This is a genomic window from Mesorhizobium sp. P2_E7 (assembly GCF_056403855.1).
This window is the reverse complement of record NZ_JBFUER010000001.1, coordinates 2,193,761-2,208,021: the sequence shown is the minus strand read 5'-3', so window position 1 is coordinate 2,208,021 and position 14,261 is coordinate 2,193,761. Positions and strand designations below refer to the sequence as shown.

The window sequence follows — 14,261 nt, the reverse complement described above, 5'->3', positions numbered from 1 at the left end:
GAGGCGAAAATGACGAAGCGGATCATGTTCACCGGCGGCAGCGGCAAGGCCGGGCGCCATGTCGTGCAATATCTGGTCGAGCAGGGCTGCCAGGTGCTCAACATCGACACCAAGCCGCTCGACAATCCCAAGGTGCGCACGCTGATTACCGACATCACCGACAGCGGCCAGGTGTTCAACGCGCTGACGAGCTATATGGGCCTGCACGAATTCGACCCGTCGCTGCGCTCGCAGCCGGTCGATGCCGTGGTGCATTTCGCCGCCATCCCGCGCATTATGATCACGCCCGACAATGAGGTGTTTCGCATCAATGCGATGGGCACCTACAATGTCATCGAAGCGGCAGTGAAGCTCGGCATCAAGAAGGTGGTGATCGCATCCAGCGAGACGACCTATGGCGTGGTGTTCGCCAACGAACCGCGCGACCCCAAATATTTCCCGCTCGACGAAGAATACGACGTCGATCCGATGGACAGCTATGCGCTGTCCAAGGTCGTCAACGAACACACGGCGCGCGCCTTTGCGCAGCGCAACGGCACCGATATCTATGCGCTGCGCATCGGCAACGTCATCGAGCCGCATGAATATTCGCTGTTTCCGAAGTGGTTTGCCGATCCGGGCTTCCGCAAGCGCATCGCCTGGAGCTATGTCGATGCCCGCGATCTCGGCCAGATCACGCTGCGCGCGGTGGAAAAGGACGGTCTCGGCTTCCAGGTGTTCAACGCCGCCAATGACGACACCTCGTCCGACCTGCCGACGGCCGAACTGTTGAAGCGGTTTTATCCCGATGTGCCGGTCAAAACGGAGCTCGGCGAATATGAAACGCTGCTCTCCAACCGCAAGGCCCGGGACATGCTTGGCTTCCGCCCCGAGCACAGCTGGCGCAAATACGTCAAATAGGGCTGGCAAATAGAGCTTTGGGGCCAAGGTTGTAAGCTGATCTGTGCACAGCCGCAGGCTTTGCCGCCAACGCCCTTTCCTTTGCTTGACAGCTTCAAAAATCCGGACTTTGTGGACGCATGAGGGACGGAAAGCCGAATAAGGGAAAGAAACCCGACAAGGCGGCGGCCGCCGAGCGTCCGGCAGCGCTTCGTCGGGCCGACGCAACCCGGGTGCCCGGCTCGAGCGTGCATGCCTCGCTGGCCAGCGAAATCGGGCTTCGGATCGTGCGCGGCGATTATCCGCCGGGCACCATCCTGCCCAATGAAGCGAAATGGTCGGAAACTTTCAACGTCAGCCGCTCGGCGGTGCGCGAAGCCATCAAGATGCTGATGGCCAAAAGCCTTTTGGCATCACGCCCCAAGATAGGCAGCTGGGTCGAACCCAGGGAACGCTGGAACCTGCTCGATCGCGACGTGCTGGCCTGGTACGCGACCTCGCCCGATCGCGAGGTGTTCCTGAAAACGGTGCAGGAATTTCGCCACATCATCGAGCCGGAAGCGACAGCGTTCGCCGCCATGCGGCGGACCGAGGAGCAGATGGCCGAGATCAGCCAGGCCTGTCGCGAGATGGGCGAGGCGACGAGCCTGCAGGAGCGCACGCGCGCCGACACCCGCTTTCATCTCGCCATATTGCGCGCCTCCGGCAACGACCTGCTGGTGCCGCTCGGCGTGCTGATCGAATCCGCTTTCGATCATCTGTTCACCTTTACGACGCGCGAACTCGACGATCTGCAGCACGCACAGCAGCTGCACGAGGCGATCGAGAAGGCCATCCGACTGCAGCGGCCGGAGGCAGCCCGCAACGCAGTGCGCAAGCTGCTTGCCAATACCGACGGCGTGATCAACTCAAGATAGGATGTGCTGATATTCAGGTGAGGCCGGCCTGCGAAAGGCGGCTTCCTGCGCTTCCGGTGCTCACGTATTTTGAGTACGCTCCGCTCCGGTTCTCGGAAGCCACCCTTCTCGACTCGGCCTGACCTGAATCTCAACACATCCTGCGAGCGCTGGCCCGACTCGGCGCCTATCCAGCGAGATGCCGCCTGGTCAGTGCGATCAGCAAGGCCTGGTCGCGGGCGGCGTGCTCCGGTGGGTTGACCACGGGCTCGCCGTTGACGATCGCGCTCCAGAAGCCGCGCATCTCCTCGACAAAGGCTTCGCCATAGCCGGCGCGCAGGTCCTGGGTCGATAGTGTGTGGCCTTCCGACGTCTTTACTGTCAGCCGGGTCGGGTGATGGTTGAGCCAGGGCGAGGGGAATTCGAGCTCGAGGCTGGCATCGTCGAAGAACAGCGTGATGCGCTCCTTGTAGTCGGCGAGCTTCGGCACCGTCAGATGCGTCATGGTCCACAGCGCTTGGCCGCCCAGCAGCCTGACCGCACCTTGGCCGCCATCGCCATTGGCGAAGATCTGCGCGCCGACTACCTCGCCGCCCGGCACGCCGAGTGTGTCGAGCAGGCCGTGCACGGCATTCACATCGTGAATCAAGGCGGAGCTGTAAGCGCCGGTAAATCCACGGAAAGCGAGATCGGTCAGGGGCTGGCCGATGGCGCGCTCGACCTGTTGCTTCTGCTTGCCTTGAGCCGCTGTGATCAGCTCCTTGGAAATGTCGTTGCCTCTGACATAGCGCTGGTGGGCGATGAAGGGCCAGGCATCGGGATCGTTGACCTCGACCGAGACGGAGCGCAGCGTCTTCGCGCTGCCCGGCAGCGAGGCCAGCGCCAGCCGGTAGCTCGGATCGAAGCGCTTCATGTAGCCGACCTGCATCACCTTGCCGGCCTTGTCGCGCGCGGCGACGATCTCGGCGATTTCCGCCGGCGAATAGCAGAGCGGCTTTTCGCAGAAGACATGCAGGCCGCGCTCCAGAGCCGCCAGAACCTGCTCATGATGCAGCGGGTCGGGCGAGCCGATGACGACGGCGTCGAGTTTTTGGTCGAACAGCTGCTCCGGCGTCTCGAAGTTGGCGATGCCGTGAATCTCGCTGACATATTCGCGCGAAATCCTTGAGGGATCGGCGACGCCAACCAGCTCGAACAGATCGCCGAGCCGCAACAGGTTCGGAATATGCTCGACCTGCGAAATCATGCCGGCGCCGATGACGCCGACCCGTATCCTGCTCATGCTGCTACTCTCTGCAAATTTTCACGGCGCTGCCGATGGCCTATTGCCGATCTGGGCGAGGAGGCCAGCGATCTCCGCCTCGACTGCCTTAAGGTCCTCACCACCCGACATGATCGAAATCACCTCGTCGCGCGAGATCTCCGACTTGGCGTATGTGCCGCGATTGCGGCCACGGTTGAGCAGCGTGAAAGTGTCGCCGACGGGATAGGCGTGGTGGATGTTGTGGCTGATGAAGATCACCGCCAGCCCGCGCATGCGCGCCTCGATGATGAATTTCAGCACCATCGCCGCCTGATGCACGCCAAGTGCGGAGGTCGGCTCGTCGAGGATCAGCACTTTCGCGCCGAAATGCACGGCGCGCGCGATCGCCACCGACTGGCGCTCGCCGCCCGACAGCGTGCCGACAGCCTGCGTGGGGTCGCGCACGTCAATGCCGATATCGGCCATCGCCTGGCGGGCTATTGTATTGGCCCGCTCCTTGTCGAAGCGCGAGAAGGGCAGGCGGCTTCTGGTCGGCTCGCGGCCGAGGAAGAAATTGCGGGTGATCGACATCAGCGAGATCATGCCGAGGTCCTGGAACACGGTTGCGACGCCGAGATCCTGCGCATCGCGCGGGCTGCGGAAGGCGACCCGCCTGCCGTCGACGAAAATCTCGCCCTTGCTCGGCCGGTGCACGCCCGACAGCACCTTGATCAGCGTCGACTTGCCGGCGCCATTGTCGCCGAGCAGGCAGTGCACCTCGCCGGGATAGACCTTGATGTCGATGTCCTGCAGCGCGCGCACCGAACCGAAATTGACCGACACGCCGCGCAGTTCCATTGCCGGCTGGATGGTCTGGGCCGGGTTGGTCATTTGCCGCCTCCGCGTCCGAGCGCCTTGAGGCGGATGTAGTTGTTGACCAGCACTGCCATCAGGATGACGATGCCGAGGAAGACCTTGAACCAGTCGGTGTCGATGCCGGTGTAGAAGATGCCCATCTGCACCAGGCCGAAGATCAGCGCGCCGAACAGCACGCCATAGACCGTGCCGTAGCCGCCGGTAAGCAGAACGCCACCGATGACCGCGGCGATGATGGCCTCGAATTCCTTGAGCAGGCCGCGCGTGGTGTCGGCGGAGCCGGCCTCCATCACCTGGATTGTGGCCAGCAGGGTCGCGGCGCAAGCGGTGTAGATGAACAGCGCGATCTTCACCCGGTCGACCGGCACGCCGACATTGCGGGCGGCATTGAGGTCGCCACCGGTGGCAAAAATCCAGTTGCCGTATTTGGTCTGCGTCAGCACGTAGCCTGCAAGTGCGGTGAGGCCCAGCCACCAGACGATCGACATCGGAATGCCGACAACGAAGGGAATGCCGTCGGTGCGGGTGGCGATCCAGCCTTGCGTGCCCATCCAATGGAAGAAGCCGGTGAACAGATGGCCGTTGAACAGGCCGGCGGTTGCGGGATCCGGCGCGCCGTCGAGGATATAGGGGATCTGCGTGCGGCCGGTGACGGCGCGGGTGATGCCGATCGACAGGCCGCGCAGGATGTAGAGCGAGGCGAGCGTGACGATGAAGGAGGGCAGGCGGGTCTTCACCACGATCAGGCCGTTGACATAGCCGGTGAGGATGGCGACCGCGAAGGCGCAGGCGATGCCGCCCCACAGCGGCAGGCCCCAATATTTGACCGTCAGGCCGATGACGACGCCGGCGAAGCCGACCATCGACCCTACGGAGAGATCGAACTCGCCGGCGATGATGAGAAGGGCGGCAGCGGTGGCGATAATGCCGAGTTCGGCCGCCAGCGTCAGGAAGGTCATCGACCCCTGCAGCGAATAGAGGTTCGACGCCCCCGGCAGCAGCGCGAAAATGATGATGGTGGCGATCAGGCCGCCGGCGGCACCCGCTTCTGGCCGGCGCAGCCACTGCGTCAGCCGGCCGGTGCTGGCCAGCCGTTCATCGGCGCCGGCGGCGCGCTTCGACGTCATGCCGAAACGGTCTTTGACCGGCCCTTCTGAAGGTATCGCCTTGTCTTCCACGGCTGCCATTAGGCTCCCCAATCGCTCACTTCGCAATGTCGACCAGAGATCGGGGAGCGCATAGCGGCTCCCCGATCTACTTGGTTTGTTGCCTTAGCGGATGCCGTCCTTGGCGAGCGCCAGGATCGCCTTGGCCTTGTCGGGCGAGTCGATGAACAGCGGGCCGGTATAGGCGTTGTTCTGCGGCCAGAAGCCGTGCGTGGCGTGCTCGACCAGATAGATCACCGGCAAATAGCCCATCAGATATTGCTGGGCGTCCATGCCGAAGCCCATTTCGCCGGCGACGACGGAATCCAGGACTTCGGGGCTGATGTCGAAGGTGTAGAGCTTGATCTTGCCGAACAGTTCCTTCTGGCGGAAGAACGGGATCAGCGGATTGGCGGCGGTGGCGCCGAGCGCGAAGACGGCCTGGGTGTCGGGATGCGCCGACAGATAGGCTTCGGTGCGGCGCTGGATGTCGGCCGGATCGGGCGACACGGTCAGGACTTCGGTGCCGCCGCCGGAAGGCTTCAGCCCGTCATTCAAACCCTGGCAGCGCTGGTCGAGGCTGACATTGCCGACCTCGTGGTTGATGCAGACGACCTTGAGCGTGCCTTCCTTGGCCAGCCGCTCACCGGCCTTCTTGCCGGAATCATATTCGGAGACGGTGCCGACATACATGGTCGTGCCGAGCTCGGCGCCTTCCTTCTCGCCGGAATCCAGAACCACCATCGGGATGTTTGCGGCGAGACCCGCCTTGACCGACTTGCCGAGCGCATTGGCGTCGGCGATGGAGACGGCGATGCCGTCCGGATTGGTGGCGATGGCGGCGTCGAGCAGTCGGGCCTGCTCGACCACGTCGAACACTTGCGGCGCGTAATATTCAACCTTGGCGCCGGTGAGTGCGGCCGCATCATCGACGCCGCGCTTGACCACCGACCAGTAGGGGTCGGAGGCAGAGCCGTGCACTACGAAGGTGATGCGGACGTCCTTCGGGTCCTTGAGGCCGGCGGCATGCGCGACACCCGCCAGCATACTCATCGAGACAAGCGCGCCGAGCGCCAGTTTCAGAACAGTCTTCATGTCATTCTCCCATTGTCGTTGCAGTTCCAATTCCCTCTTTGCGCCGCAGGCCGACGGATCGGCTTACAGCGCTGACCGGGTGGCCGCTTTGCGGGCTTTTGCCGGTATCGATCCTCCTAGCCTTGCACGCAGATCCTCGCGCAATGGCTTCATGCCGATGATGTCGACGTCCTGCGCGCCGAGCCAGTCGCGAAAACCCTGGTCGCGAAACAGCTCATATTCCTCGGTACGGATATAGGCGGAGCGCGGTTCGATCAGTTCGAGTTCGCCCGGCGCGTTGAAATGCAAGCAGAAGAAGGTCAGGCCTTCGCGCACGCCTTCGACCAGTGCCTTGTAGGCCGGCTCGATCGGCTTCGAACGCGGACGGCCCCAGGTCGTCTGGATGGCGGCGTCGAAGATGACAAAGCCCTTGGCGCGGGCTTCAGTGACGCCGCGCTGGAAACCCTCCTCGGTGACGCCGACCAGATTATCGTTGGGCGAATAGGCCGACAGCGTTTTGGTCAGCAGCACCGGCAGCCGGTATTCCAGGCCGAGCCTGATGTAGACGTCGCAGAATTCCGGCGACAGCGCTGCCCCCATATGCGCATCGAGATGGGTGACGTCGATGCCGGCGCGGTAGGCGGTGTCGATCTGGGTGCGCAATTCGGTTTCCACCGCTTGCGGTGCTGCCTTGCGGCGGGTGGTCGCGACATCGGGCCAGAAATAGCCGAACTCGTCGGTCAGGCCGGCCGCGCGTGACGGCGACGTCAACGGCCGCCATTTGTAGTGCTGCTTTTCGCTGTTAAGCGTCAGGTGGACGCCGAGATCAAGCGCAGGGTCCACGGCAGCCGCCTCGGCCATTTCGGGGAACCACGGGCACGGCACCATCACTGCGCCGGAGCTGCAGGCGCCGAGCCCCGTCAGTTCGAGGAAGGCGCTGTTGGCACCGTGGCACATGCCGACATCGTCTTCATGCAGCACAAGCTGTCGCCTTTGGACATTCATGAACGGCCACCGTCTTGCCGGCACGCCGGTAGCGAGGGTCCTCCAAAGTGTGTCCCGTTCTGCATGGAACCGACCGTTTGCCCAACTGGACGCGATGGAACGCCCAAAGCCGGTCTTCCGACAGGGCCACTTCAACGAATTCGGATGGGTACAATTTTCCGTGGACCCACCTTGGAATGCCGATTTCATCCGTGATGCCCATCTTCGAGATCAAACACGGTGCTCGCGCAAACCGGATGGCTTGGTCCGATCGCGGCGGAGTGGTTCTTTCAAACAGCACCGGCAGGCGTAGAGCTGTCACACCATCAAGCGATGTGGAGAGCTGTCATGTACACTGCCGGCGAAGAAGAGATCGAAGCCATTGCCAGGGTCATCCGCTCCGGCGCGCTGTTCCGCTATGGCGACAACAGCGAATGCGACCGCTTCGAGGCCCGCTATGCCAGGCATCTCGGCGTCGAGCATTTCGCGTTGGCCGCCAGCGGCACCTATGGGCTCGCCGCCGGCCTGATCGGGCTCGGCATCGGGCCGGGCGACGAGGTGCTCGTTCCGGCGCATACCTACATGGCGACCGCTACCGCGGTGCTGTCCGTCGGCGCCATTCCGGTCATTGTCGATATCGACGAGAGCCTGACCATCGATCCGGCAGCCTTGCGCGATGCCATCGGCCCGCGCACCAAGGCGGTCATCCCGGTGCATATGTGGGGTGCCGCCTGCAACATGAACGCGATCATGGATATCGCCAAAAAACGCGGGCTCATGGTGCTGGAAGATGTCTGCCAAGGCATTGGCGGCGGCTATGAGGGCAGGAAGCTCGGCTCGATCGGCCATGCCGGCGCCTACTCCTTCAACTACTTCAAGAACATGACGTCGGGCGAGGGCGGCGGCATCGCCACCAGCGATCCGAAGGTGGCGGAGCGGGCGCGCTGCGCCATCGACCCCTGCCATTTCTACTGGCAGGGCCGCAATGACAGCATCAAGCCGTTCGCCGGCATCGGCGCGCGGGCCTCGGAACTGATGGGGGCGATGCTCAATGTCCAGCTCGATCGTCTCGACGGCATCATCGAGGCGATGCGGGCGGAGAAGAAGAAGGTGCTCGCCGGCACGCGCCATCTCGGCAATCTCGGCCTGACGCCGTCGCCGATGAACAGTCCCGATGACGATTGTGCGGCGCAGGTGATGTATCTGCTGCCCAGCGAACAGGCGGCGCAGACGTTTTCGAAGACCATTCCGAGCGTCATTGCCGGCAAGACCGGCCGCCACAATTTCACCCAATGGGATCAGGTGCTGATGCATGAGGGCGCGCATCACCCGGCACTCAATCCTTACACACTGCCGGAGAACAAAGGGCTGCGGCTCACCTATGCCGACGATCTCGGCAAGGGGTCGCTGGACATCCTCAACCGCACGGTGATGGTGGCAATGAACCCGGCGCATGGCGATGCCGAGATCGACGACATGATCCACAACATCGACGCGGCCGCGCGGGTGGCACTGGAAAACGCCTCGCTGGACGATGTCGACGTGCGCAAGGCGGCGCCGGTCGATCTGCAGAAATTCGACAGTGTGTGAACTATTAGCTCTGCACAGTGATCTCTGCACAGTGATTATGACTCTTTGGCCGTATCGCTACTGATGGTCATTCGCGGTGCGGCATGGTGGCGTTTGAACTTACGGTAGGTTGTCTCGACGAGACCGATCGTCCAGCAAATGGGGCAACCACGAAAAGCCACCATCGACACGCCAGCCAGGGCCAGCGAACAAAATGGATGTGGCACAGAGATCGATATCGCGTAACTCAAAGCGCTGATGCCGACAATACCGCGGACCAGATGTTCGACAAGACCATTGCTGGCGAACATTGTCTTGGGCGAGGCGGTAGATGACAGGTTTATGGGGTTCATAGAAATTTACCTCGCCAATTCATAGTGGTTCAATCAATCCAAGAGGTATTCACGTAGCAGGGCCCGGCCCCGGTGCAGTCGACCCTTGATGCTCTCGCGGGTGAGGTTCAGTGAAGCGGCGACCTCGTCGATCGTCATCTCTTCGATATCGCGAAGTATGATCACCTCGCGGTAGTGTTCGGGCAGGGATTGGATCGCGCGTGAAAGGTCAAGCCGGAGTTCGTCCAGCGACAAATGGGCCAGGCGGTCCACGTTGGCCGGATTCAGCAACGCGTCGTCCAGATTGTCCGGCTTTCCCATCGCGCGCATTGCCATGCGCAAACATTCGCGGCGTACCACGGCCAGCAGCCAGCCCGATATCGAGCCCAGTGCGCGCAGCGTTCCGACCCGGCGGTACAGTAGCCACAATGTCTCCTGCACCACGTCGTCAACGTCGTCGGAAGCGCTGCAGCTGCGCCGCGCATAGCGCCGGATGTCTCGCTGTGCGAGGTCCAGCAAAGCCAAGATGGCTTGCTTGTCGCCATTGCGCGCGTCGTCAACCAGAGCCAGGTCATACTTCGGCGTGTACATGCGGGTGTCCTACTTCGCAGTGTCGAGGTGGCGGTTCGCGGCATCCAAGCGGCGGCCCGCCATGGCACACATGGGACAAAAACCGATAAAGCCGGTGAGCAGTGTGCTGACGCCGACGCCGGCAATCGCATAGCCGATCATAAGCCCACTTAAGCCCAGCAAGCCGCACGCGATCATGGCCAAACCGGCAACGATACGAACCGCGCGTTCCCATCCAGGTACATTCTTGACATAAAGCACGGTAAATCCCCCAAAGCTGCAAGCGCAATGGCACGCTCGAAAGGTAAGAGGGCTGGGAATGCAGTTTTGGTTCGCGTCGTTCTATAATTATTTCAACAGCGCCATTTCCAGGTCACCCCGCCCTCGGTTCATCAGAGGGTTCTGTGCAGAGGTACTAGCTCCGGTCCAACCTGACGAACGCAGCCCGCAGGGCCAGCACCGCGCGCAGGATCTGGCGTTCGTCCATGGCGGCGTAGCCGAGCAGCAGGCCGTGTTCCGGCTCGCCGGAGTGGTAATTGATCGAGATGCCCTGCACGTCGAGCCCCTCCTTGACGGCGGCGGCGACGACGTCGCTGTCCTTGTAGGGTCTTGTAAAACTCGCGAGCAGCTGCATGCCCGAATCGTTCTCGGTCACCGCCAGCCATTCGGCCAGATGCTCCTGGCACAGCTTGACGAAATTGGCCTGCCGGCGCGCATAGAGCCGGCGCATGCGCTTCAGATGCGTGGCGAAGTAGCCCTGGGTGATGAAGTCGTTGACCGTTGCCTGCAGGATCAGCGGCGCGAACTGGCCGGTGATGGAGACGGCGCGGTCGAAAGGCACGGACAATTCGCGCGGTACAATGAGGTAGCCGATGCGCAGCGCCGGAATCAGCGTCTTGCCGAAGGAGCCGATATAGACGACACGGTCGGCATGATCGAGGCCGCGCAGCGCCGGCACCGGCCGGCCGCGGTAGCGGTATTCGCCGTCATAATCGTCCTCGACGATCCAGGCGCCGTGGCGCTCGGCAATGTCGAGCAGTTGCAGCCGCTCTTCGATGCGCATGATGGTGCCGAACGGCCATTGGCAGGAGGGCGTCACATAGATCAGCCGCGGCGGCGGCAGTTCGGGGTCGGACAGGTGCCAGCCCTGCCGGTCGACCTTCAATGGCGCAAGCTGGGCGCCGCTGGCGAGGAAGGCGCTCTTGGCGCCGAGATAGCCGGGTTCCTCCATCCAGACATGGTCGCCCTCGTCCATCAGCACGCGCGAGGCGAGGTCGAGCGCCGCCTGCGCGCCGGTGACGATGATGACCTGGTCGGCGGTGCAGTTGATGCCGCGCGACAGGCTGATGGTCGAGGCGATGGCCTGGCGCAGGCCGGGATGGCCGGCAAAGGAGAGATAGCCGAGCAGGTTCTCGTCACGGCTGCGCGCATTGCGCACCAGAAGGCTCGACCAGATGGTGAAGGGAAACGAGGCGGTCTCGGGGACGCCGGGATGGAAGTTGATGACGCCGGCATTGCGCGGCGGCTGCGGGCCGTTGACGATGGTCTGGCCGCGCCGCGAGAGCTTTTGCGGAGCGGCGAGACCGGCGCGCAGCGAGGCCGGCGGGCGCTTCTGCTGGATCGGCGCCACCCAGGTGCCGGATCCGGCGCGCGCCTCGATAAACCCTTCGGCGAGCAGCTGATCGTAGGCGGCGATCACCGTGTTGCGGCCGACCTTGAGATCCTCGGCCAGAGAGCGGGTCGAGGGCAAAAGCGTGTTCTGCTGGATCTGGCCGTCGAGGATGAAACGCCGCAAGGCGCCGTAGATCTGCCGGTGCATCGGTTCGTCCGAAGCGCGGTCGACCGACATGATGTCGAGGGAAAGGCGCATGTGGTCGCCCAAGCTTAGTCTCCCACGAACCGGGCTGCGCGGGCGATCTTTTCTTCGTTGAGAAGGCAGACGGTCTCGAGCACCAGCCGCCTGGTTTCGGCACGGACCTCGCGGCTGTTCTTCAGCGCGCGATGTACGGTTGCGGCGCCGAGCTCCGCCTTTTGCGCAATCTCACGGATGGTGCAAAGCCGTTCCATGCCGAGTGCCGCCTCGAATGCCATGTCTGTCCTCCATTTGCATCAAGGCACGGCTTGCCGCCAGCCTCAAGCTGGAACTCCGGGGTCGAAGATCCGACCTCACCAAGCCGGTGCCCGAGAATTCTGCGATCCGCGCCGCCAGGGGAGGACGGCGGCGCGGATCGCCGGGCGCTTTCGCGTCGCTACCCCTACCGAGGCGCGCGCCCAACCGGCCAACCACCAGCCCCCCGGCAGTGGTCAGGCCAAGTCTCGTGTCGCTACATCGAAGCCGGCCGCACAGGCCGTCTTGAGAAGCGAAGCGTAACCCTTCGTGGCGTAGGTGAAGGGATGCGCCTTGGCCGGATCCTGTTCGGCCTCGACGACGATCCAGCCTTCGTAGCCGCGTCTGGCGAGTGGCTGCAGCAGCGACAGGAAATCGACGGAGCCGTCGCCGGGCACCGTAAAGATCCCTTCCATCACCGCCGCCATGAAACTCATGTCCTGGCGCCGCGCCTTTTCCAGCACGGCCGCGCGGACGTCCTTGCAATGAAAATGCACGATGCGGTCGAGATGCCGGTTCAGAAGCGAGGCCGGGTCGCCGCCCGAAAACAGGCAATGGCCGGTGTCGAACAGCAGGCCGACGCTCTTGCCGGTCGCTGCCATCAGCCTGTCGACCTCGTCGTCGCTTTCGACGATGGTGCCCATGTGATGATGGAAAGCCATGCCGACGCCGAAGGCGGCCATGCGGTCGGCAAGCTCGGTCAGCTTCTTGCCATAGGCGGCCCATTCGCCATCGGCGAGGCGCGGCCGCTGCGAGATCGGCGCAAAGATGCCGTCATGACGGCCGCGCGACGTATCGGCATAGACCACGACCTTGGCGCCGAGGTCGCGCAGCAGGGTCAGATGCGGGGTGATGGCGGCGAATTCCTCGTCGACCGTGCGGTCGAGAATGCGGCCGTCATACCAGCCGGAAACGAGCTCCAGCCCATAGGACGAGAGGATCGCTCCAAGCTCGTCGCTCCGCCTGGGGAATTTTCCGCCGAGCTCGGTGCCGCGATAGCCGGCCTGCTTGGTTTCCAACAGGCAGGTCTCGAGCGGCGTGTCGCCGCCGAGTTCGGGAACATCGTCATTGCTCCAGGTGATGGGATTGATGCCGATCTTGACCGTCATGCCGCCACTTTGCAGGCTTGGGGAAACACAATGCCGAGGCTGGCAAACTGGAGGGAAAGAGGACCTGTCACTAGGTCCAGTTGATGCGAGTTTGGTAGAACCAATCGCTGGAGCCACGGATCGGGGCGCTGTGGCGCTGCCCGTCGCCGCGAATGCGCCGATAGTGGCGGTGGTCGACTTCTCGGAACCGCGCACAGGAAACGCCTTGACCCCCATCGTCGCCAATCCGGCGAGCAACCCCGGCATCGACAGCTCCTATGCCTGGATGCGGCTTGCCATCTCGATGCTGCTGGCGACGATCGGCGCTGTCGGCATGTGGGCGGTCGTCGTGGTGCTGCCGGCCGTGCAGGCCGAGTTCGGCGTTGACCGCGCGGCGGCGTCGATGCCTTACACCGCAACCATGGTGGGCTTTGCCGCGGGCAATGTGCTGGTCGGCCGCGCCATCGATCGCATGGGCTATTGGATCCCGGCGCTGATCTCGTCGGTCGCACTCGCCGCCGGACTGCTGCTTGCGGCGGTGTCGACGTCGATCCTGCAATTCACCCTTGCCCAGGGGGTGCTGATCGGGCTTGGCTCATCGGTGATCTTCGGGCCGCTGATCGCCGATATCTCGCACTGGTTCAATCGTCGGCGCGGCGTTGCCGTCACGGCGGCGGCCGCGGGCAACTACCTCGCCGGAGCGCTGTGGCCAACCATCATGCCGACGCTGATCAAGGCGGAAGGCTGGCGCTTCACCTATGCCGCCATCGGCATCTTCTGTCTGGTCACCATGATACCGCTGGTGCTGCTGCTGCGGCGCCGCGCTCCGGACGCGGCAGCGGCCGGCTCGCCGGGAAGCCGGCCTGTACAGCCGATTTCAATCTCGCCGGCGGCGCTGCAGGTGCTTTTGGTCATCGCCGGCCTCGGCTGCTGCGTCGCAATGTCGATGCCGCAAGTGCACATCGTCGCCTATTGCATGGATCTTGGCTACGGCATCGCGCATGGCGCCGACATGCTTTCGATCATGATGGCGGCGGGCGTCGTCAGCCGGCTCGCCTCCGGCTTTATCGCCGACCGCATCGGCGGCGTGAAGACGCTGCTTATCGGCTCGGTGCTGCAATGCCTGTCGCTGCTGTTCTACATCCCGTTCGACGGGCTCGCCTCGCTCTATGTCGTGTCGCTGGTGTTCGGGCTGTCGCAAGGCGGTATCGTGCCCTGCTATGCCATCATCGTGCGCGAATACCTGCCGGCCAAGGAGGCCGGCCAGCGGATCGGCATCGTCATGATGGCGACCATCTTCGGCATGGCGATCGGTGGCTGGATGTCGGGCTGGATCTACGACCTGACTGGCTCCTACGCTGCGGCCTTCCTCAATGGCATCGCATGGAACCTGGTCAACGTGGTGGCCATCCTTCTGCTGATGTGGAGGGCCGGGCGCCCGGCCATGGTTACGGCCTGAGGCTTCAGCCGGCGAGGTCGCAGCCCGCCGTCGGCTTGA

General features: G+C 63.5%; 15 protein-coding genes. 4 read left to right on the top strand and 11 right to left on the bottom strand.

Annotated features, from left to right (window positions below; genetic code table 11):
- Window positions 1-9 precede the first annotated feature (9 nt).
- Together AC1DYC_RS11090 and AC1DYC_RS11085 are read left to right on the top strand one after the other, a co-directional pair.
- A complete protein-coding gene (locus AC1DYC_RS11090; RefSeq protein WP_477301008.1) occupies window positions 10-900 on the top strand; it encodes an NAD-dependent epimerase/dehydratase family protein in 891 nt (296 codons plus the stop codon).
- 119 nt (window positions 901-1,019) lie between these two features.
- A complete protein-coding gene (locus tag AC1DYC_RS11085; protein ID WP_477406212.1) occupies window positions 1,020-1,796 on the top strand; it encodes a FadR/GntR family transcriptional regulator in 777 nt (258 codons plus the stop codon).
- A 166-nt stretch (window positions 1,797-1,962) separates the two neighbouring features.
- Here AC1DYC_RS11085 and AC1DYC_RS11080 read toward each other — a convergent pair whose 3' ends face one another.
- The 5 genes from AC1DYC_RS11080 to AC1DYC_RS11060 form a co-directional block, all read right to left on the bottom strand.
- On the bottom strand, window positions 1,963-3,057 hold the full coding sequence (locus tag AC1DYC_RS11080; protein WP_477406211.1) for a Gfo/Idh/MocA family protein: 1,095 nt from the start codon (window positions 3,055-3,057) through the stop codon (window positions 1,963-1,965).
- Window positions 3,058-3,078: 21 nt separating this feature from the next.
- Window positions 3,079-3,909: an ATP-binding cassette domain-containing protein gene (locus AC1DYC_RS11075; RefSeq protein WP_477406209.1), complete on the bottom strand. Its 831-nt coding sequence runs from the start codon at window positions 3,907-3,909 to the stop codon at window positions 3,079-3,081.
- Window positions 3,906-5,021: an ABC transporter permease gene (locus AC1DYC_RS11070; protein ID WP_477334849.1), complete on the bottom strand. Its 1,116-nt coding sequence runs from the start codon at window positions 5,019-5,021 to the stop codon at window positions 3,906-3,908. Before AC1DYC_RS11070 ends, AC1DYC_RS11075 begins: the two co-directional genes overlap by 4 nt.
- A gap of 144 nt (window positions 5,022-5,165) precedes the next feature.
- Window positions 5,166-6,134 (bottom strand): rhizopine catabolism ABC transporter substrate-binding protein, encoded by a 969-nt coding sequence (locus AC1DYC_RS11065; protein WP_477406207.1) that lies wholly within the window; start codon window positions 6,132-6,134, stop codon window positions 5,166-5,168.
- A gap of 63 nt (window positions 6,135-6,197) precedes the next feature.
- A complete protein-coding gene (locus AC1DYC_RS11060) occupies window positions 6,198-7,118 on the bottom strand; it encodes a polysaccharide deacetylase family protein (protein ID WP_477406205.1) in 921 nt (306 codons plus the stop codon).
- Between the two features lie 327 nt (window positions 7,119-7,445).
- On the opposite strand from AC1DYC_RS11060, the gene AC1DYC_RS11055 reads away from it, so the two are divergent.
- A complete protein-coding gene (locus AC1DYC_RS11055; RefSeq protein ID WP_477406203.1) occupies window positions 7,446-8,687 on the top strand; it encodes a DegT/DnrJ/EryC1/StrS family aminotransferase in 1,242 nt (413 codons plus the stop codon).
- Between the two features lie 35 nt (window positions 8,688-8,722).
- Here AC1DYC_RS11055 and AC1DYC_RS11050 read toward each other — a convergent pair whose 3' ends face one another.
- The 6 genes from AC1DYC_RS11050 to iolE all read right to left on the bottom strand — a co-directional run bounded on the left by AC1DYC_RS11050 (window position 8,723) and on the right by iolE (window position 12,784).
- Window positions 8,723-9,019 carry a hypothetical protein gene (locus tag AC1DYC_RS11050; RefSeq protein ID WP_477406201.1) on the bottom strand — a complete coding sequence of 99 codons (297 nt, stop codon included), beginning with the start codon at window positions 9,017-9,019 and terminating at the stop codon, window positions 8,723-8,725.
- A gap of 33 nt (window positions 9,020-9,052) precedes the next feature.
- Complete coding sequence (locus AC1DYC_RS11045) at window positions 9,053-9,589, bottom strand: RNA polymerase sigma factor (protein ID WP_477406199.1); 537 nt, start codon at window positions 9,587-9,589, stop codon at window positions 9,053-9,055.
- Window positions 9,590-9,598: 9 nt separating this feature from the next.
- Entirely contained in the window at window positions 9,599-9,829 is a 231-nt protein-coding gene (locus AC1DYC_RS11040; protein ID WP_477406197.1) for a YgaP family membrane protein, read from the bottom strand.
- A gap of 154 nt (window positions 9,830-9,983) precedes the next feature.
- Complete coding sequence (gene mocR / locus AC1DYC_RS11035) at window positions 9,984-11,450, bottom strand: rhizopine catabolism transcriptional regulator MocR (protein WP_477406195.1); 1,467 nt, start codon at window positions 11,448-11,450, stop codon at window positions 9,984-9,986.
- A 2-nt stretch (window positions 11,451-11,452) separates the two neighbouring features.
- A complete protein-coding gene (locus AC1DYC_RS11030) occupies window positions 11,453-11,659 on the bottom strand; it encodes a LacI family DNA-binding transcriptional regulator (protein WP_454585280.1) in 207 nt (68 codons plus the stop codon).
- A gap of 213 nt (window positions 11,660-11,872) precedes the next feature.
- Window positions 11,873-12,784, bottom strand: a complete 912-nt coding sequence (iolE, locus tag AC1DYC_RS11025; protein ID WP_477406193.1) for a myo-inosose-2 dehydratase — start codon at window positions 12,782-12,784, stop codon at window positions 11,873-11,875.
- A gap of 265 nt (window positions 12,785-13,049) precedes the next feature.
- On the opposite strand from iolE, the gene AC1DYC_RS11020 reads away from it, so the two are divergent.
- Window positions 13,050-14,222 carry an MFS transporter gene (locus tag AC1DYC_RS11020; RefSeq protein WP_477408249.1) on the top strand — a complete coding sequence of 391 codons (1,173 nt, stop codon included), beginning with the start codon at window positions 13,050-13,052 and terminating at the stop codon, window positions 14,220-14,222.
- The last annotated feature ends 39 nt before the right edge of the window (window positions 14,223-14,261 follow it).